Source organism: bacterium SCSIO 12844 (genome assembly GCA_024397935.1).
Lineage (GTDB): Bacteria > Pseudomonadota > Gammaproteobacteria > Francisellales > Francisellaceae > M0027.
This window is the reverse complement of record CP073743.1, coordinates 2765920-2789333: the sequence shown is the minus strand read 5'-3', so window position 1 is coordinate 2789333 and position 23414 is coordinate 2765920. Positions and strand designations below refer to the sequence as shown.

Here is a 23414-nt window from a genome sequence, read left to right as displayed (position 1 = left end):
ACACATTAATGCTTGCCGTAAACCATACTTTTCGATTATTATATTGCATAAGTAACTGATAGGGTTGTTTTGAGTCAATGGCAAAGTTTAAGATTTCATCTGTTTTTATAAAAATTACAATGGTGGTGGTGTTAACTTCAATCAGCATATTAAGTTACGCTGATACAGTATCGAATAAGAAAAATAGCTCAATAGATCGTGCTCCAATACGTGTTGTAGTATTAAATCCAAACCTATTAGATGATGTAATGTTATTAGGCATTAAGCCTGTTGGTTATGCAGGTGATATTATTCCAGATTATTTAAAGATGAATTTAAAAAGTGTTGCTTTTGTTGGTCCAGGTGATAATCCATCTACTTGGGATATTTTTTATTTAAGTCCAGATTTAATTATTGGTGAAAAATCCTATGATAAAAAGTTTGTTTATCAGTTACAAAAGATGGCACCTACAATGTTGTTAAATGCACAGGGTGGTATTAACGCTCAGATTGAAAATTTAAAAATCTTAGGCATTACTTTTAAACAACAACAAAAAGCAAAAGAAGCAATTGAAAATTTTAAAGCACTACTAAAACGTTCTGAAAATTTAGGTCAAGCCTATCCAGCCACAACGCTTATGATGCTAGAAAAAGATAATCAATTATATGCGGTGACAAATAATACATTTGCTTCAAAGTTGTTAAAACGTTTAGGCAAAGATAATGTAATTGATCTTAAAGAATCAAATGAGCACAGAGAAGCTCAGAAATTAATTAAAATTAGTTTAGCTGAAATTAAAGCGAAAGATCCAGATCAGATAATTTTACTTGTTGAGGATGCTGATATTGGCTCATTAAAACCATTATTGGACAATCCAAAGTGGAAAGATTTAAAAGCAGTTAAATATCATCATGTTTATTATATGGATAAGGATATTTGGTTAAATATTCATGGCCTTCAAGCCATTGCAATGGCACTAACTCAGGCAAATAAAACTGGCTTTTTAGCACTAGAAAAATTTGTCATGATTTGATTGTTGAATTTAATTATTTTCTTTTAATTTTGCGTGGTTAGTTTATGAAACTAGAATGTTTAAAGTAATAAAATTTGATATATGTAGATATGTTTCTACATTTTATGTATACTTATTGTAGGTTTGTAACTACAATGAGGTGCAATATGACTGTAAAGACTATCACCAGCAGAGAGTTTAACCAAGATGTTAGCAAAGCAAAAAAAAGTGCGACTAAAGGTCCTGTATTTATTACTGATCGTGGTAAGTTAGCACATGTTTTACTAACTGCTGAAGCCTATCAAAAGCTTTTGAAAAAAGACAATATCGTTAATTTACTCTCAATGCCTGAAGCTTGTGATATTGATTTTGATGCGCCAAAATTAACTAAACGCTTATATAAGCCAGAGGATTTTGAGTAATGTATTTATTAGATACAAATGTTATCTCAGAATTAAGAAAAGCGAAATCAGGCAAGGCAAATTCAAATGTTATTGAATGGGCACAAAGTATTTCGTTAACAAATTTTTTTGTTTCAGTCATTACGATTTTAGAGCTTGAAATAGGAATATTGCAAAGAGAAAGGAAAGATAAAAAACAAGGTCAAATTTTAAGAAAATGGTTAAATGATTCTGTTCTACCTACGTTCAATGAAAGAATCTTATCTTTAGATGTTGATGTGGCACAAGTCTGTGCAAAATTACATATTCCTAACCCTAAGTCTGAACGAGATGCAATTATTGCTGCTACGGCATTAGTGCATAATATGACTATTGTGACTCGAAATACAAAGGACTTTGCTAAAACGGATGTTAGATTATTAAATCCTTGGAAATAGGTTGTGTAATCTTAGTTTGTAGAGATGCGATGTATCGCGCCTTGGTGATAAATAATTAATTATTCATGTTTATTTTTTTGCTTTGAAGTAGAGTACACGCCATTTGAAGTTTACAATTTTTGAAGATATACTTAGTACATACTCAAATTGAAAATGGATTTGTATGTTTGAATGGGATAAAAAGAAAAATCACATCTTGAAAAAAACAAGGAATATAACATTTGAGGAAATTATAGAAGCAATAGAAAATGACCAAATTGTTGGTATTGAAGTTAGCAAAAAATATCCACATCAATCGATATTGTGCATTAAGGTTAGAGGATATATTTATGCTGTGCCAATTGAAGAGAGAGGAAATAATATTCGTTTGGTTACGGCTTTTAAAGATAGAAGATTAAATAAAAAATATGGGATGGATGATAATGAATAAACTATTAGATAAAGAAGAAAAAAAAATTAAAGAGTCACTTAAAAAAGATGAGTATATATCACTTAAAGGTGCTGCGCTTGAAAAGCGTAAGGCAGAGTTACAATCAAAAGCCAAAGCGACAATGAGTAAAACCAGAAAGCCAATTTCCTTTAAACCAGATCCAGATATTTTATCAGCTTTTAAAGAAAAAGCCCAAGCTGAAGGTTTTCCTTATCAAACCCTTTTGAATTTATTAATGAAGCACTATGTCGAAGGAAACTTTAGTGTTCAAATCAGGCAATCTAAAAAATAATATTTTCACACACCCCGCCCTAACGGGCACTCCTTTAAACTAGAGGGGAATTTAAGGTCGATTTGTATATTATTCCCATCTTTAGAGGGCTGGCTGCGAAGCAGACGGGGTGTTTTTAATTAGACAATTCTTCTTTCAAATTGAAATAGGTTTAAGAGTTAGTCGGGGTGTTTCTAATAAGTCTTTTTTTCATCTGTTAATCATATCAAATTATAATTAATAATCTTTCTAAAATTACATTAAATTCGTATCATATTTTATGGCGTATTGTATAAAATATGGCTAAAATCATGTTTTTTCTACTATCACAATTTTTAACTTTGCACAATAAAATAATTTCAAATGTTAATTTATTGAAATATAAATATAAATAAAAATAAATTAATTTAATATTGTAAATAAATTAATCACAAATATGCAATAAATTTAATATTAGATATATTTATTATAGGTGTGAAATATTTTTAATATAAAGAATGTGTGGGTAAATTCGCTAAATTTTCTAAGCATTTTTTAGTTTAAAACCTCGGAAAAATATAAGGGTCTGCTATGAAACATTTAGATGATAACGAAAGTCAGATTATCAATAAAAGTAAGAAAGCAAAAAGACAAAAGAAAAAGCTAGTCGATATCATATTCGGCATTCTCTCTGTAAAGGATAAGGATAGGTCAACAGAGCTTTCAACTTTGATGCAACCATTAGAACCAAGGTTTATGTTCGATGGCGCAGCAGTAGAGACCGTTGATATTGCAGATGGTGTTTCCGAAACCGAGCAAAGTGAGATCCTAAAAGCCCTTAATTCAAATGATAAAGCAGACGCATCCGATAGTTTAATAGAAGCAATCAAAACCGAAGCCCTTAATCAAGAAACAGATTATTCAGTATACAAGGAAGTAGTCATTATCGATTCTCGAGTCAAAGACCCTCAGACCTTAATTAAAAATATTTCACGTAAAGCTTCCGTTGAGGTAATCGATGTTGACGAGAATGGTGTTGATGCAATTACACAAATGTTATCTAAATATTCTAATCTTGACGCAATTCACATTATTTCACACGGTAGTCAAGGTGAGTTGTATTTAGGTAGTAGTGTGCTAAATCTTGATAGTTTATCTTCCTATCAGATGCAACTAGGCCAATGGGGTAATGCAATTTCATCCAGTGGTGATTTATTATTCTATGGTTGTAATGTTGCTGAAGGTTCAAAAGGAATGCTCTTTATTGATGCATTGAAAAGTTACACCAGTGCCGATATTGCAGCATCAACAGATATTACAGGTGCCGATCATTTAGGTGGTGATAGTATTTTAGAAATTGATGAACAAGTTGAAGTGGACGAGATTGTAACTTTTAGTAACTTTGGCCATATTTTAGCCGATCCAGAATTAGGCGGTTTCACTCAGATTGGTTCTGATATTAATCCATCATTGAACAATGAACAGTTTGGTAGTGATATTGCAGTCAATGCAACTGGGTCACATGTTGTTGTTGGTGCAATGCAATCAGATATAGCTGGAACGAATAAAGGTGCTGTTAGAGTTTATGAGTGGAATGGATCCAACTGGGTTCAAGTCGGTGGTGATATTACATTAGTTACGCCAACATCGAATGCTAATTTTGGTCGTAGTGTTACAATTAGTGATGATGGGCTGACAGTCGCAGCAGGGGCTGATCAAGACCTTAACTCTACAGGAACCGTTGAAGTTCACGAATGGAATGGTTCAGCTTGGGTACAAAAGGGTACAGATTTAACCGGTGCATCAACAGCCGATTTATTTGGTTGGAGTGTGACGCTTGATGGCACAGGTGATTGGTTGGCAGTGGGTGAATTTGTTAGTGCTACGGCAAATACTGGACAAGTTAATTTTTATGAATGGAATGGTTCAGCATGGGTTTCTCGAGGATCGATAGTTGGCGCAGGCGGTAGTGACCGATTGGGTATGGATATTCAGTTTAGTCAAACGGGTAATCGTATTGTAATGGGTGCACATACTGCAAATTCTAATGCTGGTTATGTTCGTGTTTATGAATATGCAGGTGGTTCAACTTGGAACTTAATGGGTTCTCAAATTGATGGCTCTGCCGGTGGTGGCGGCGATATGCTTGGCCATAGTGTCTCAATGAATTCTGATGGTACAAGAATTATCTTATCAGCACCAATAGATGATGCGGGTGGTTCAAATACAGGTACGGTGCGAGTCTATGATTGGAATGGTGCAGCCTGGGTTCAACTAGGCAGCGATATTTATGGTGAAGCAAATAATGATTTATCAGGTGGTGGGTTTCAAAATGATGGCTCACGATCTGTCTCTATGAGTGGTGATGGGAATCGAATTGCCATTGGATCACATGATAATGATGGAAATGGTTCAGGATCTGGACATATCAGAATTTTTGATTGGGATGGATCAGATTGGATTCAAGTGGGTCCAGATATTGATGGTGGTGCTTCAGGTGATGCCTTTGGTTGGTCAGTTTCATTAAGCCGCGATGGTAGTGTTGTTGGTGGTGGTTCATTAACAGAAGGTAGTAACAGAGGTGAAGTAAGATTATATAGTTTAGATGGAGTTGGTACAACACATGCGACGTATAGCGAAAACACATTATTAACTTTAGAGCCGTTATTAACAATTACCGATACTGATGACTCAATTGTTGGCGCAACGATTCAAATTACAGGAAATTATCAAGCTTTTGAAGATATATTAAGTATTGCAACGTCAGCTTTACCATTGCCTGCAGGGATTCAAACAACATTTGATCGACCTTCAGGTCTCTATCAAATATCAGGTACAGCAACGGTCGCCGTTTATCAGAATTTATTGAGAAATATTCAATATGAAAATGGTAAAAATGACCCAACAGATTTAGAGCGTACAATTAAATGGACAGTCGATGATGGTACTGCAACCTCATCAATAATAACAAGAATTACAAGTCTTGTTGCTATTAATGATTTAGCAAAAATCAATACTTTTGAACAGTTAGGTTCAACCATTTCAGGTGGTGCATTTGAGCGGTTTGGTGAGTCAGTATCATTTAGTAATGATGGGACCCGAGTTGCTATTGGTGGCCCTGATTCAGGCGATGTGGTTAGAGTTTATGATTGGGATGGCTCAAACTGGGTGCAGTTAGGTAGTGATATTACCATTGCATCATCTGAAAACTTTGGTGAGTCTGTTGCATTAAATGCTGATGGTACGGTTGTTGTTATTGGTGATTCACAATTTGATGGTAGTGGTTCAGATAGTGGACAAACAAATGTATTTGAGTGGAATGGTGCAGCTTGGGTATTAAGAGGTGCAGCCATTAATGGTTTAAATGCTGATGATGAAAGCGGTAATGCTGTCGCCATTAATGATGCAGGTGATCGTATTATTATCGGTGAGTCAAGATTTGGTGCATCAAATGATGGTCAGGCAAGAGTCTTTGATTGGAATGGTTCAGCCTGGGTTCAATTAGGTACTACATTTGCAGCAGCTGCAACTGGCGATCAGTTTGGTTTTTCAGTTGCAATGAACTCTACAGGTAGTCGAATTTCAATTGGTGCAGCTGCACATGGTGATGGTGTTTTTGGAGCTGAAGTTGGTGAAGTTAAAATCTATGAATGGAATGGTTCGGCTTGGGTTCAATTAGGTAGTGATCTTGTTGGTAGCCAAAATGATGAATTCAGTGGTTATTCTGTGGCTTTGGATGCTTTAGGGGATAATGTGGCCATTGGTTCATTCTATGGTGATAGTGCAACGAATTTAGATGCAGGTACCGTTCGAGTTTATAACTGGAATGGTTCAGCTTGGGTGCAACAAGGATCTGATATTCATGGACTTGATGGTGGAGACTGGGCAGGCTTCAGTGTTTCGTTAAGTGATAGTGGTACAAGATTAGCCATCGGCGCATTAGAGTCTGATCAAAATGGTAATCAATCAGGTCATGTAACGATTTATGATTGGAATGGATCAGCTTGGATGCAATATGGAGAAATTATAACTGGTAATGTTGATGATCACTCAGGTGCAAGTGTTTCATTATCAGGTGACGGTTTAAGTTTAGCTATTGGTGAAGTTGGTGATTTTTCAGGTGATAACGGTCAGGTAAGAATATTTGATTTAACCGCATTAACCGCACTTGATTATACCGAAGGTGATGGCGCTGTTGCTATTCATACATCATTTAATATTTCAGATCCAGATGATACCAATATTGAAACTGCAACGATTGTTATAGCCACTAATTACCAAAACGGTGAGGATATACTTAACTTTGTTGATACAGGTAGTATTACAAGTTCTTGGACTGCAGCAACAGGTACCTTAGTATTATTGGGGACTGATACGCTAGCAAATTATAAGGCAGCGCTAGAAGCTGTAACTTTTGAGAATACTTCAACAACGCCAAATACTTCAACGAGAACGGTTGAATTCTATGTTAATGATGGTGATGGTAATTCAGTTAGTATCGCAGAAAGAGATATTACAGTAACAGATATCAATGAAGCGCCAGAATTATATTTTAGTTATGGTAATGCTCAGTTAGGTGCTGATATTGATGGTACGACTGACTTTGGTCTTTTTGGTGAAGATGTCTCTATTAGTGATGATGGTACAAGAATTGCAGTTGGAGCTCCTTTAACACCTTTTAATGTTGGTAGTGTTAGGATCTATGACTGGAATGGAACAAACTGGGTTCAGACTGGTTCAGATATTACAGGTGGATCAGCTACAAGGCTAGGTCATGCAGTGTCTTTAAGTGCCGATGGTAGCATTGTGGCAGTTGGAGCATCTTATGCAAACAGCCCAGCTGTGCAACAAGGTTATGTACAAGTTTATCAATGGAATGGTGCTTCTTGGGTGCAATTAGGGTCAGATATTAGCGGTGAATTAGGCGGCGATTTTAGTGGCGATGATATTGATTTAAGCGCAGATGGTACTCGAGTTGCCATCGGTGCAATATTTAATGATGGTAATGGTCCTGATAGTGGTCAGGTAAGAGTCTATGACTGGAATGGTTCAGCTTGGGTGCAGGCAGGATCAGATATTGATGGTGAGGCGACAGGTGATCAAAGTGGTACTTCAGTAGCGCTTAGTTCAGATGGGTTAACTTTAGTTATTGGAGCACCATTTAATGATGATGCTGCTTTGCAGGCCGGCCATGCTAGGGTTTATAGCTGGAATGGTTCAGCTTGGGTGCAACAAGGTAGTGATATCGACGGCGATACAAATAGTGATTTTAGCGGGAACTCCGTATCTGTTAATGCAGATGGTAGTCGCGTGGCTGTTGGCACATATGCAGGTGGTGGTACGGGTGAAGGTCGTGCACGTATATATGACTGGAATGGTTCAGCTTGGGTGCAAGTCGGTAGTGATATTGTAGGTGAGGCAGCAGGAGATCAAGCTGGTTGGACGGTTTCATTAACGAATGATGGTGATCGAATTGTTATTGGTTCAAGACTAGGGGAAGCTTCTAATGAAGGTCATGTTCGAGTATTTGACTGGAATGGTTCAGCTTGGGTAGAAAATGGCACTAAAGTTACAGGTGACTCAAGTTCAGAATATCATGCAAATGCGATGGTTAGTGGTGATGGTTCAACACTTGTTGTTGGTGCAATTAATGCTGAGAATACTGGTAATGATAGAGGTCGAGTGCGTGTTTATGAATTAGAAACAACAGAAAAAACATTAACCTTTACTGAAAATGATAGTGCATTAACCATTGATGATTCATTTACGATTTTGGATATTGATGATACCAATATGGAAAGTGCAACAATTGCTATTTCAGCAAACTATGTCCAAGGTGAAGATTTCTTAAGCTTTACACCGGTTGGTTCAATTATTGGTTCATTTGATGCGACAACAGGTAGTCTAGTTTTAACCGGCACAGATACATTAGCGAATTATGAGTTAGCACTAGCTTCAGTGACTTATGATAATATATCGAATGATCCTTCAGTTTTACAACGACAAATTGATTTTTATGTCAATGATGGTGATACACAGTCAAATGCATCGATTGCTTATATTAATGTCGCACCAGTCAATGATGCACCCAATTTAGAATTAGTAGACTTTAATCAGTTAGGTGTTGACCTTGATGGTGAGGCAGCAGGGGATTTAGCCGGTTTTGCCGTTGATATCAGTGATGATGGTTTAAGAATCGTTGTAGGTGCAAAAGATAATGACGGTAACGGATCTGATAGTGGTCAAGCACGTGTCTATGAGTGGGATGGTACAACCTGGAATCAACTAGGCGCTGATCTTGATGGAGAGGCTGCTGGTGATGAATTTGGTACAACAGTATCCATTAGTGCTGATGGTGATCGCATTGCCGTTGGCGCTAGATATAATGATGGTAGTGCAACGGATGCAGGCCATGTCAGAATATTTGACTGGAATGGTTCAGCTTGGGTACAAGTCGGTGCTGATATTGATGGTGAAGGATTAAATGATTTCTCTGGTGGGGATGCAATTACACTAAGTGCTGATGGTAGCCGAGTTGCCATTGGCGCAACGGGTAATAATGATGCTGGTAATGATAGTGGTCATGTGCGAATTTATGAATATAATGGCACAAGTTGGGTTCAGTTAGGCAGCGATATTGATGGTGAAAATATAGATGACTGGTTTGGTAATGCCGTTTCATTTGCAGCAGAAGGCACAAGACTTGCAATTGGTGGTTATAGGAACGATGATGCTGGTGGTAATGCAGGTCATGTAAGAGTTTATGATTGGGATGGTGCAAACTGGGTTCAAGTTGGCGCAGATTTAGATGGTTTAGCAGCTGATGATTGGTTTGGTAAATCTGTTTCATTAAGTGAAGATGGAAACCGTTTAGCTGTTGGTGCTTTTAGAAGTGATGTTAGTGCGTTACATAGTGGTCAAGTAATTGTCTATGACTGGAATGGTGCAGCTTGGATTCAAGCAGGAAGCACAATAGATGGTGTTGTAATTCAAGATAATTTAGGCCAACAAGTCTCCTTAAGTTCTGATGGGCTGCGTATGGCTTTGAGTGTTATCGGCGATGATACAAATGGCTCTTCTAGTGGTAAAGTAAATATTTATGACTGGAATGCTGATACCAATGACTGGGAATTAGTTGGTGCAAGTACAGCCTTTGGTGCTGATATTCTTGGTGAAGCATCACCTGATGCATTAGGCTGGTCTTTAGCATTAACAGCCGATGGTAGTCGTATTGTTATCGGTGCGCCATTTAATGATGGTAATGGTGCTAATAGTGGTCATGTAAGAGTTTTTGAATTAACTTCAGCGACTCTAACAACAGCCGTTACCTTTACTGAAGATGCAGGTGCAATTGCAGCTTATCCAGAATTCTCTATTATCGATCCAGATGATACGGATATGGAAAGTGCAACGATTGCAATAACTAATAATTTTGTTGCTAGTGAGGATGTTCTGGCGTTTACTGATACAGCAAATATTACAGGGTCATGGAATCCAGTAGCAGGTATCTTAACCTTAACAGGAACTGATACAAAAGCTGCTTATGAGCAGGCCTTAGCTTCAGTAACCTATAATAATACTTCAGATACACCAGATACCAATCAAAGAACAGTTTCTTTTTATGTTAATGATGGCGATGCACAATCAAATGTTGCAACATCACTGATTGATATTGTCGCGGCTAATGACCCACCAGAATTAGGTATTTTCGAATTTAGTCAATTAGGTATTGATATCGATGGTGAGGCAGCAGATGATCATTTTGGTCATGCAAATTCACTAAGTGGTGATGGTTCACGTATAGCAATTGGTTCACCAGTTAATAATGATGGTGCGGCTTTAGCGGGTCATGTTCGAGTGTTTGACTGGGATGGCTCAAGTTGGGTGCAAGTTGGTTCTGATCTTGATGGTGAAAATGGTAATGATTCGTTTGGTACTTCTGTTTCCTTAAGTGATGATGGTAATCGTTTAGCTGTCGGTATTATATTTTATGATGCCAGCGTTGGTAATAGTAATGAAGGACAAGTTAAGATATATGATTGGGATGGAACTAATTGGGTTCAAGTTGGTAATGATATCGATGGTGAAGCAGCAGTTGATTATAGTGGCGGCAGCGTTGCGTTAAGTGCTAATGGTAATCGAGTTGTGATTGGTGCCGCGAATAATGATGGCGGTGGTGGCTCAAGTGGTCATATGCGTGTCTATGAATATAACGGGTCAGCTTGGGTACAGTTAGGTGCTGATATCGATGGTTTTGCGATTAATCAGCAATTGGGTGATGAAGTTGCCATAAGTGCTGATGGTAATCGTGTAGCAGGCGCAGCACCAGATATAAATGGTAATTATGTTGTAATCTATGAATGGGATGGTGCAAGTTGGAATGTTGTCGGTTCGGCTATTGGTAATGGTTCGTCCACAGCAGGCTTTGGTATATCATTAACAGACGATGGTAATCGAATTGCTATTGGTTCGCCTGAAGCTGCATCAGATGCAGGTCGAGTGCGTATCTATGATTGGAATGGAGCAGCTTGGGTTCAAGCAGGTTCAGATATTATTGGTGAGGCAGCAAATGACTTAAGTGGTGGTCGAAAAAGAGTATCAATTACAGGAGATGGTAGTCTATTAGCTATTGGTGCAACGCTTAATGGCTTATTTAATAATGGTCATGTGCGTCTTTATCAGTGGGACGGTATAGATTGGGTACAAGTTGGTAATGATATTAATGGTGAGTCAGCCGATGATCGGTCAGGGTTTCAAACAACAATTAGTCGAGATGGTTCACGTGTAGCGATTGGTGCTATTAATAATAATGGTATTAATGGTGCTGACTCAGGTCATGTCAGAGTTTATCAATTAACGACTTCAACGCCAACGATTGCACTAAATTATACGATTGGTGATGGTCAGGTTGTAGTGCAAGATGAGCTTGCAGTTGCCGATGTTGATGATGATAATATGGAAAGTGCGACTATCTATTTCAGTAATAATTATGTTAATGGTGAGGATGTTTTATCCTTTACGCCAACAGTCAATATATCATTTTCTTGGACAGCAGCAACGGGTACTTTGGTTTTAACAGGAACCGATACCAAGGCAGCCTATGCAGAGGCTTTAGCTTCTGTAACCTATGAAAATATTGGTGCAAGCCCTACAGCTTCAATAAGGGAAGTTACTTATCTTGTTGATGATGGTGATGATCCATCGAATAATGTCACAGCCGATATTAATGTGATTGTGCCAAATACACCGCCAGAATTAGATTTTGTTTCATTTGAGCAAGTTTCAACGGATATTTTAGCCGAAGCAGTCTTTGGTGATAATTTTGGTTATGCAGTAGCTGCAAGCTCAGATGGTAGTATTGTTGCAATTTCTGATAGAACAAATTCTGAAGGTGGCTCGGCACGTGGAGATGTTAGAATTTTTGAACTTCAAGCAGGTAGCTGGGTACAACTAGGTGATGATATTGGTGGTGTTTCTAATGGTGATCAGTCAGGTTGGTCAGTTGACTTAAGTGATGATGGTATGCGTGTTGTCATCGGTGCACCAGTGCATAATGGTTCAGCTGGTACTGATAGTGGTCATGCGCGTATTTTTGAGTACAATGGTACAGCTTGGGTACAATTAGGCAGTGCGATAGAAGGTCAAGCGGCACAAGATCGTAGTGGGTGGTCTGTTTCAATTAGTGCTGATGGTGCACGTGTTGCTGTGGGTGCTGTTAATAATGCTGATGCTGGTGCAGGTGCAGGACAGGTGCGTATTTATGAATGGAATGGCTCAGCTTGGGTACAATTAGGTAATAAAATTGATGGTACAGCCGCTGGTGATAATATGGGGTCATCGGTTGCTTTGAGTTCAGATGGTAGCTTTGTTGTTGTCGGAGCGCGTCATCATGATGGTGATCGAGGACAGGTACAGGTTTATGAGTTAATTGGTGTTACTTGGACACAATTAGGTAGTGATATTGATGGCTCTGCAGCAAGTGATGAAAGCGGGACTTCAGTTGCAATTAATGATGCAGGAAATCGTATTGCGATTGGTGCACCATTTAATGGCGCTAATAATGGTCAAATAAGAGTTTATGACTGGAACGGTTCAGCTTGGGTTCAGGCAGGCACTGATATGATTGGTGAAGGAAATACCGATCAGCTTGGCTTAAGTGTTTCATTAAGTGGTGATGGTAATCGAGTTGCAGCTGGTGGACCATTTAATGATGTTGGTGGTACTATTTCAGATGATAAAGGTTATGCACGTATTTTTGATTGGGATGGCTCAAGCTGGACACAGTTAAATATTGATTTAGATGGTACGAGTGATGATGATCACTTTGGTACATCAGTCGGTATCAGTTCTAATGGTGAACGTTTAGTTGTCGGTGCACCAATGCTCTCAGGTGATGGTTATGCACGCGTATTTGATTTGACTTCAACATTTAAAACATTAGCTTATACTGAAAATGATGGTGCAGTAGCATTACATCCAGAATATAAAATTGTTGATTCAACTGATACGGATATGGAAAGTGCAACCATTGAATTTACTGCAAACTATGTTCAAGGTGAAGATGTTCTAGTTTTTGTTAATACAGCGAATATTTCAGGTAGCTTTGATTCACAAACGGGTCGTTTGGTTTTAACAGGAACTGATACGATTGCTAATTATCAACTAGCATTAGCATCGATTACTTATGAAAACTTATCGGATAATCCATTGCCAGCAACCAATACTAAAACAATCGATATGTTAGTCGATGATGGTGATGTGCCTTCAAATTTAGTCACATTGCAAATTGATGTAACACCAGTTAATGATGCACCGCAATTGGATTTAGTTAACTTTGCCCAAATGGGTGCAGATATTTTAGGTGATGCAGCTAATGATCAAGCAGGTCAGTCTGTTACGGTCAGTGAAGATGGTAACCGAATTGCGATTGGTTATACGAGTCTACTTGGTGGTGATGGCTATGTTCGTGCTTTTGAATGGGATGGCTCAAGCTGGAGTCAAATGGGTGCAGATTTTTTAGCGGAAGCTGTAGGTGATGAATTTGGTAATTGGGTTTCAATCAGTGCTGATGGTAATCGCTTAGCTATTGGTGGTTTGGAAAATGATGCAGGTGGATCAAATGCAGGTCATGTCAGAATCTTTGAGTGGGATGGTTCTAGTTGGAATCAACTAGGAACTGATATTGATGGCGTAGCTGTGAATGAAGTTCTTGGTACGCGAGTTGCTTTAAATAAAGATGGTAGTATTTTATCAGCTGGTGCAGCAGGTTCAGATACGGTTAGAAATTATAGCTTTGATGGCTCAAGCTGGAATCAATTGGGTGCAGATATTGTTGGCGAAGCTAGTGGTGATGAATTTGGTCATGCTTTAGCGATTAGTGATAGTGGTTATCGCATTGTTGTTGGTGGACGTGAAAATGACGATGGTGGATCAAATGCAGGTCATGTTCGTGTATTTGATTTTGATGGTACAAGCTGGGTTCAAGTAGGTGCTGACCTTGATGGTGCAGCTGCTAATAGTTTTTTTGGAATTGATGTTTCAATAACAGCAGATGGTAATCGTATTGCTGTCGGTGCTGTCGGTGTAGGTGTAACAGGTGCAACCTATATTTATGATTGGGATGGTGCAAGCTGGAATCAGGTTGGTTCTACGATTGCAGGAGAGCCTATTGAAGGTAATTTAAGTGGTCACCGTATATCATTAAGTTCAGATGGTTTACGTTTATCGATTAGTGATCGAACTAATAGTGGAGGTGGACTTAATGCAGGTAGTGTGCGTATCTATGACTGGGATGGTACAGCTTCGGATTGGGTCTTAGTTGGTGGTAGCACAGCGGTTGGCTCAGATATTGATGGAGATGCAGCTAATGATGAGTTTGGTTGGTCTACAAGATTAAGCGGTAATGGTGATCGAGTGATTATTGGTGCATATGAAAATGATGCCAATGGTAATAATGCAGGACAAGTTAAAGTCTTTGATTTAGTCTCTGAAAGTCTAACAACTGTTGCTTTAGCCTATACTGAAAATGACCCAGCAACGGCAATTTATCCAGAATTTTCAATTCTTGATGTTGATGATACCGATATGGAAAGTGCAACGATTGCAATTACGGGTAATTATGTTCAAGGTGAAGATTATTTAGCCTTTAGTGATACAGCAAATATCACGGGCAATTTTGATTATGCAAATGGTATTTTGTATTTAACAGGAACCGACACAATTGCTGCTTATGAAGCGGCGCTTGCTTCAGTAACGTATGAAAATACTTCAGAAGATCCATCAATCTTACAAAGAATCGTTCAATATACGGTTAATGATGGTGATGATCAATCGAATATTGCAACTGCACTTATTGATATTACAGCAACCAACGATGCACCAGATTTAGGTTTGGTTGATTTCCAACAATTAGGTACTGATCTTGATGGTGAAGCAGCTGATGATCGCTTTGGTTCAAGTGTTGCAACAAATCTTGACGGGAGTCGTATTGTTGTCGGTGCAACATTAAATGACGGTTCAGCCTCTAATGCAGGTAGTACGCGTGTTTATGATTGGAATGGTTCTGCTTGGGTACAAGTCGGTAGTGATATTGATGGTGAAGCGGCAGATGATGAGTCTGGTTTAGCCGTTGCGATGAGTGAAGATGGCTTACGTATTGCAATAGGTGCAAGACTTAATGATGGTACAGCCTCAAATGCTGGTCATGTTCGTGTATTTGAATGGGATGGTTCAAGTTGGAACCAATTAGGTTTAGATATAGATGGTGAAGCAGGTAATGATGAATCTGGTTCACATATCTCAATGAGTTCAGATGGTTCAACCGTTGCGATTGGTGCAATCTTTAACAATGGTTTAAGAGGACATGTAAGAATCTATGATTGGGATGGTTCAAGCTGGATTCAAAGAGGTTTAGATATTGATGGTGCTGGTGGCGATCGAAGTGGTGCAGTTGCAATTAGCTCTGATGGTAATCGAGTGATTGTAGGTAGACACTTAAATGACGTTGGAGGTAATAACTCAGGCCAGGCAGTTGTTTATGACTGGGATGGAACCAGCTGGACACAAGTTGGTGCGACAATTGATGGTACTAATTTTGAGGGACGTTTTGGTATTACCGTTTCAATGAATGCTGATGGTACACGTATAGCTGTTGGTGAAGATCGTTTTGATGGTTTCTCTGGTGGTTCTTTAAGAGGTTGGACTTATGTTTATGACTGGGATGGTGTCAATTGGGTTCAAGCCGGTACAGTGATTCCTGGTAGTGGTAATGGCGATGATGGCTTTTATATGTCATTAAATGCTGATGGTAATCGTATGGCTATTGGTGGACCATTTAATAATGGTAATGGTTCAGATAGTGGTAATGTACGTATTTATGATTGGGATATTTCAATTTCTGATTGGGTATTAGTCAGTGGTAATGATATCGATGGTGAGGCTGCTGATGATCAAAGTGGTTCAAGTGTTGCTTTAAGTCGTGATGGGAAACGAGTTGTTATTGGTGCACCATTAAACGATGGTAATGGTGGTGAGTCTGGTCATGTTCGAGTTTATGAATTAGTTTCAGTTTTAGAGACAGTTAATTATACTGAAGATACAGGTGCGGTTGCAATTTATCCTGAATTTTCAATTATTGATGCTGATGATAGCGATATGGAAAGTGCAACGATTGCAATAACCAATAACTTCCTTGCTAGTGAAGATAGTTTAGCATTTGTTGATACAGCGAATATTACCGGTAGTTATAACTCATCAACCGGGGTTTTAACCTTAACAGGTACTGATACAAGAGATGCTTATGAGGCAGCTTTAGCTTCAGTTACTTATGAAAATACTTCAGATAATCCAGATACCAATCAACGCCAAGTTGATTTTTATGTGAATGATGGTGATGTGCAATCAAATGTTGCAACGGTGAATATTGATATTACTCCTGTCAATGATCCACCGGTATTAACCTTAACTGAAATTTCAAGCTTCTTGGATATTAATGGCGAGGCAGTAGGGGATTCTAATGATGGTTCTAGTGTTGAGTTTAATGCTGATGGTAGTCGTCTTATTTTTGGTGCTCAGAGCAATGATGGCGCAGGTAGTCTTGCCGGTCATGCACGCGTGTTTGAGTTTGATGGTAGTAACTGGGTGCAATTAGGTAGTGATATTGATGGTGATGCGGCTGGTGATCAGCTTGGTAAGGAAAATACCGTAGCCATTAATGATGCAGGTGATATTATTGCTGTTGGTGCAATTGATAACGATACACACGGATCTAACGCAGGTGTGGTACGTGTATATCAATACGATGGTAGTGACTGGGTGCAACTTGGTTCAGATATAAGTGGTACTGCTACATCAGGTCAACGTATTGGTTATGCAGTTGATTTAAGTGCTGATGGCTTAAGAGTTGCTGCAGGGACAAATCAACGTAATGTACAAATATTTGACTGGGATGGTGCAAACTGGGTGCAAGTTGGTGCTACGATTGCTGAACCAGCAGCTAGTGCATTTGGATATGAGCTTAAGTTAAGTGCTGATGGTGATCGAGTTGCTGTAGGAGCATGGAATGCTTCATCAATGGGTGCTGTTTATGCCTATGACTGGGATGGTGCAAACTGGACTCAAACAGGAACAACGATACTGGGTGATAATTCTGGTGATCGTTTTGGTGAATCGCTTGATTTAAGTGATGATGGTAATATTCTAGCAGTTGGTGCAATTGGCCATGATCTAGGTGGCGCTTTAGCCAATGCAGGTAAAGTGAGAGTATATCAATGGAATGGATCAAGCTGGGTTCAATTGGGTTCAGATCTTGATGGTGAAGCTGCAAATGATGAAAGTGGTATCGCTGTTAGTTTAAATGCAGCAGGTGATTTATTAGCGATTGGTGCACAGAATAATGATGATGGTGGTGTCAATACAGGTCAAGTTCGTTTATATAGCTGGGATGGTGTAGATTGGGTGCAAGTAGGTTCAGATATTGATGGAACTATTAGTTCAGGTTTTATGGGTGAATATGTTGCTTTAAGTGGGGATGGTTCAAGGTTAGCAGCTACAATTCCGCAGAGTCCTAACGGTTCTGTGCGCGCTTTTGATATACAAGTAACAAGTTCATCTACTCCATTAGCCTATACTGAAGGCGATTCAGCGTCAGTGATCTTCTCTGATTTTAATATTACAGATGTTGATGACACTGATATGGAAAGTGCAACAGTTACAATTAGTGCGAATTATGTTCAAAACGAAGATTTATTATTATTTACCAATACAGCGAATATTTCAGGTACTTTTGATACCGTTACTGGTCGTTTAATTTTAACCGGTACTGATACTAAGGCGAATTATGAAGCTGCACTAGCAACAGTAGAATATTTTAATACTTCAGAAGATCCATCGACTGCAACAAGAACCGTTGATTTCCTTGTTGATGATGGTGATGATCCGTCTAATAATGCAAGTATTGATATTACCGTTGCTGCAGTGAATAACGCCCCTGAATTAGATTTAATTGATTTAGTTCAAGTGGGTTCTGATATCGATGGTATTGTTGCAGGAGAGATAAGTGGTTGGTCAGTATCAGCCGATGAGTCAGGTACACGCGTTGCCATTGGTGCACCATTAAATGATGGTGGTGGTAGTGATCGTGGTCAAGTAAGAGTCTATGACTGGGATGGCTCAAGCTGGAACTTAGCTGGCAGTGCGATTGATGGTGATGCAGATGATGACCAAAGTGGTTATAGCGTTACGTTAAGTGCAGATGGCCAACGTTTAGCCATTGGTGCAATCTTTAATGATGACGCAGGTTCTAATGCAGGACAAGTGCGTATCTTTGAGTGGGATGGTTCTAATTGGGTTCAATTAGGTCTTGACTTAGATGGTGAAGCTGCAGGGGATCGTTTTGGTGAGTCAGTTGCTTTAACTCAAAATGGTGACCGTGTTATTGTTGGTGCTTGGCAAAATGATGGTGTTAATGGTGCAAATTCAGGTCATGCACGTGTTTATCAATGGACAGGAACGGCTTGGATTCAGCTAGGTTCAGATTTAGATGGAGAGGCTGCAGGTGATGCCTTTGGTCGTTCAGTTGCAATTGATGCAGCAGGAAATCGTATTGCTGTCGGTGGTGATCTAAATGATGCTGGTGGCGCTGGAACAGATAATAGAGGTCATGTGCGTATTTATCAATATGATGGTACAGACTGGGTACAAATAGGAGCTGATATCGATGGTCAGGCAGCCGGTGTTCGCTCAGGGACTTCAATTGCGTTCAATGGTAAGGGAGATCGTTTAATTATTGGTGATGTTTTCAATAGTGATGCTGGTGCATTTGCAGGGCAGGCTCGTGTTTTTGAATATGATGGTGCTAATTGGAATCAAATTGGTAGTGATTTATTAGGTGAAAATGCTGGCGATCAGTTCGGTACTTCAGTTTCAATCAGTCGTGATGGTCAGCGCATTACAGTTTCAGCTGAAAATAATGATGATGCAGGTAATAATGCAGGCCATGTTCGAATATTTGATTGGAATAATGATACACTTGATTGGGTACAAATCGGTGGTATGGATATCGATGGTGAGGCAGCTGATGATCAAAGTGGTCATAGTATTGCTTTAAGTGCCTATGGTTATCGAGTAATTATTGGTGCGCCTGGTAATGATGATGGTGGCACTGGTTCAGGCCATGTGCGTGTTTATGATATTGTTAAGCTTTCTGAAACCTATACCTATAATGAGAATGATGGTGTCTTAGCGCTGAATAATGAATTCTCAGTGACAGATATCGATGATGAGCATATCGAATCAGCAACGGTTTCAATGACGGTTGCTACTTATCAGGCTAGTGAAGATGTTTTATCTTATGATGCAGCCTTAGCAACCTCAATGGGGGTTACAGGTAATATTGTTAGTGGTGTGATTACTTTTACCTCTGATACAGCCAATACGGTGACTAAATCAGAGTATGAGGCTTTACTCGCCACAGTAACTTATGAAAATACTTCAGAAGATCCGAATGAAACAACGCGCGTATTAAGATATAGCGTTAATGATGGTGATACAGAGTCAAATATTGCGACAATTAATATTGATGTGGTTTCAGTCAATGACCCGCCAGAGATCAGTTTAGGACTTCAACAGTTAGGTTTAGATATTGATGGGGAAGCTGTTGATGATCTAAGTGGTTCTGCTGTTGCGATTAATGGTGATGGAACTCGAATTGCAGTTGGTGCACCTAATAACGATGGTAATGGCTCTAATAGTGGTCATGTAAGAATATTTGATTGGAATGGTACAGCTTGGGTACAATTAGGCACAGATATTGATGGTGAAGCAGCAAATGATTTTAGTGGTTCTAATCATTCTAGGGTTTCAATGAGTGTTGATGGAGATACAGTAGCCATCGCTGCATTTGGGAATGATGGTAATGGTTCTAATAGTGGTCATGTGCGAATTTATAACTGGAATGGTGCTGCTTGGGTGCAATTAGGTGCAGATATCGATGGTGAGGCAGCAAATGACCAAAGTGGTAGTGCAATATCACTGTCTGCTGATGGATTACGACTAGCCATTGGTGCACATTTTAATGATGATTCAGCTTTATTTGCAGGGCATGTAAGAGTCTTTGAATGGGATGGTTTTTCCTGGAATCAAATGGGTGTGGATATTGATGGTGAAGCTGCAGGTGATCGAAGTGGTAACGTTGCTGGTGTTTCATTAAATGCCGATGGTAGTCGTTTAGCAGTTGGTGCACCTTATAACGATGGTAATGGTGCTGATAGTGGCCATGTGCGCATCTTTGACTGGAATGGTGCAGCTTGGGTGCAGTTAGGGGTAGATATTGATGGTGGTGCAGCAGGTGATAGATTTGGTTGGTCTACTTCATTAAGTGCAGATGGAAATCGAGTTGCCATTGGTGCTGATAATGCAGGCGCTGTAGGTCAAGTTAGTATTTATGATTGGAATGGAAGCAATTGGGTGCAAGTAGGTTTGGATATTGATGGAGAGCTCTCTGACGGTGGTGCTTTTGGTACTTCAGTTTCATTAAGTGCAGATGGAAGTCGAGTTGCCATTGGTGACCATGATAATGATGGTGAGGGTGTCGGTAGTTCAAATAGAGGCTCTGTTCGAATTTATGAATGGGATGGGTTAGCTTGGAATCAGTTATTTATTGATATTGATGGAGAAGCGAATTCTGATCAAAGTGGTAGATCAATTGGCTTAAGCGCAGATGGTAGTCGAGTGATTATTGGTGCACATAATAATGATGATAATGGTAATAATAGTGGGCATGCAAGGGTCTATACTTTTGAAGCAACAACAAAAAATATTGATTATAGTGAAGGTGTTGGGGCATTAATTGTTGCTGATACTGTGGCAATTGATGATGTCGATGATACGGATATGGAAAGTGCAACGATTGAGATTTCAGGTAATTATGTAATTGGTGAAGATATCTTAGCCTTTACTGATACGGCAAATATTACAGGTACCTGGATGCCAAACATCGGCAGATTACTCTTACAAGGTACTGATACGAAAGCTGCTTATGAGACAGCATTAGAGAGTATTACTTATCAAAACTTATCAGATAATCCAGATACAACTCAACGTCAAGTTGATTTCTATGTTAATGATGGTGATGACCCATCGAATCTGGCAACCATATTTATTGATATTACAGCAACCAATGATGCACCGGAAGTTGCATTGGTTGATTTTGAGCAGTTAGGTGGTGATATCGATGGTTTATTAGCCAATGACCAAATTGGTTTTAATGTCGCAATGAGTGCTGATGGGTTAATTGTTGCTGCAAGTTCACCATTTTATGATGGGGCTGCAGGTGCTGATAGTGGTTTAGTACGTGTTTTCCAATGGGATGGTTCTAGTTGGAATCAGTTAGGATTAGATATTGAAGGGGTTGCTGCAGATGATTCAAACGGTCGTGGTATGGCATTAAGTGCTGATGGTATGACTTTAGCGATTGGTGCGCTTGATAATGATATAGGTGGCGCAGATAGTGGTCATGTTAGAATTTTTGACTACAGTGGGACTGCTTGGGTGCAACGTGGTAGTGATATTTTAGGTGAAACAGCCTCAGATCGAAGTGGTGTTGCCGTATCATTAAGTGATACAGGTGATGCCGTTGCCATTGGTGCCTACTTAAATGATGGTGTTAATGGTGCAGACTCAGGTCATGTTCGCGTTTATTTCTGGAATGGTACAGCTTGGGCGCAAGCAGGTAGTGACATTGATGGTGAAGCTGCAGGTGATAATAGCGGTTGGTCTGTTGATTTAAACGCAGATGGTGATCGTGTGATTATCGGTGCAAGAGCCAATGCGGCAGGTGGCACAGATCGTGGTCATGCAAGAGTCTATGAATTTAGTGGTGGTTCTTGGAGTCAATTAGGTTTAGATATTGATGGTGATGCCGATAGCGACCGTTTGGGTGAGAGCGTATCAATCAGTTCAGATGGTAATACCATTGCTGTTGGCGCGCCTTTAAATGATGCCGGTGGTGCTGAAAGTGGTTTAGCAAAAGTTTTTGACTGGAATGGTGCAGCTTGGGTTCAGCGTGGTAGTGATTTACTCGGTGAGGCCGCAGGCGATGAAAGTGGTTTTTCTGTTTCATTAAGTGCTGATGGGTCAACTTTAGCGATTGGTGCGCCATTAAATGATGATGGTGCTAATAACGCAGGTCAAGTAAGAATTTATCGTTGGAATGAAGTCGATTTAGTCTGGGATCAATTAGATATCGATCTTGATGGTGAAAATGGCGATGACTGGAGTGGTTATTCAGTTTCTTTAAATGCAGATGGTACAAGTGTAGCCATTGGTACATTTGCAGGTAATTTAGATGATAGCGGCCAAGTTCGTGTTTATCAATTAACTTCAACGTCAGAGACGGTTACTTATACTGAAGGTGATGGCGTTGTAAATGTTTATCCAGATGTTTCAATTAATGATGTTGATGATGATTATATTGAATCAGCAACAGTCTCTATCACCGTTGCAACTTATCAAGCAGCAGAAGATACACTATCATTTGACAATGCATTAGCAACGTCAATCGGGGTTACAGGTAATGTGGTTGGTAATGTGATTACTTTTACATCCAATACAGCAGATACAGTCACCAAGTCAGAGTATGAGCAATTACTGGCCACCATTACTTTTTCTAACTCTTCAGAAAATCCAAACACAACTTCTCGCATTTTGCATTATATCGTAAATGATGGCGATGTCAACTCTAATATAGCAACGCTGCAAATTGATGTGATTGGGGTTAATGACCCACCAGAGATAAGCTTAGGTTTATTGCAAATCGGTCAACAATTAGTAGGTGATGCATCAGGTGATAATTTTGGTCATTCTGTTTCATCGAGTGCTGATGGTAGCCGAATTGCTGTAGGTGCAAGATCTAATGATGATAATGGTGCAAATAGTGGGCATACTAAAGTCTATGAGTTAGTTGCTGGTAGTTGGGTGCAGTTAGGTGCTACGTTTATCGGTGAAGCAGCAGGCGATGGAAGTGGTATTGCTATCGATTTAAGTAATGATGGTAATCGTTTGGCGATTGGGGCAGGAGGGAATGATGATAATGGTAGTAATTCAGGTCATGTGCGTATTTATGAGTGGGATGGCTTCTCTTGGAATCAGTTAGGTTTAGATATTGATGGTGAGACAGTGGCCGAAGCAAGTGGTTCTACAGTTAGATTAAGTGGCGATGGCAGTCATGTTATTATTGGTGCACTATCAAATAGTGAGAGTGCTTCACAAGCGGGTCAAGTGCGTGTTTATCAATGGAATGGTTCAGCTTGGGTTCAAAAGGGTTTAGATATTGATGGTGAGGCAGCACAAGATCGGCTTGGAGGTGATGATTCAATTACAATCAATGCTAATGGTAGTCGAATAGCC

6 protein-coding genes (1 of these 6 running past the window's edge) are annotated in these 23414 nt (G+C 39.4%); all 6 read left to right on the top strand.

The window, feature by feature from the left end; genetic code table 11:
* Positions 1–77 precede the first annotated feature (77 nt).
* A complete protein-coding gene (locus tag KFE69_12235) occupies positions 78–1013 on the top strand; it encodes an ABC transporter substrate-binding protein (protein UTW42241.1) in 936 nt (311 codons plus the stop codon).
* Positions 1014–1159: 146 nt separating this feature from the next.
* The gene (locus tag KFE69_12230) at positions 1160–1414 is read left to right on the top strand and encodes a type II toxin-antitoxin system Phd/YefM family antitoxin (GenBank protein ID UTW42240.1); all 255 of its coding nucleotides are present in this window, start codon (positions 1160–1162) and stop codon (positions 1412–1414) included.
* Complete coding sequence (locus KFE69_12225; protein ID UTW42239.1) at positions 1414–1830, top strand: type II toxin-antitoxin system VapC family toxin; 417 nt, start codon at positions 1414–1416, stop codon at positions 1828–1830. Before KFE69_12230 ends, KFE69_12225 begins: the two co-directional genes overlap by 1 nt.
* A 163-nt stretch (positions 1831–1993) precedes the next feature.
* Positions 1994–2260: a BrnT family toxin gene (locus KFE69_12220; GenBank protein UTW42238.1), complete on the top strand. Its 267-nt coding sequence runs from the start codon at positions 1994–1996 to the stop codon at positions 2258–2260.
* Complete coding sequence (locus KFE69_12215) at positions 2253–2552, top strand: hypothetical protein (GenBank protein ID UTW42237.1); 300 nt, start codon at positions 2253–2255, stop codon at positions 2550–2552. Before KFE69_12220 ends, KFE69_12215 begins: the two co-directional genes overlap by 8 nt.
* Positions 2553–3101: 549 nt before the next feature.
* Positions 3102–23414 carry the 5' portion of a DUF4347 domain-containing protein gene (locus KFE69_12210; GenBank protein ID UTW42236.1) on the top strand. The gene runs 47808 nt beyond the window's last position, so only the first 20313 of its 68121 coding nucleotides appear in the window; its start codon is at positions 3102–3104; its stop codon lies off the right edge, out of view.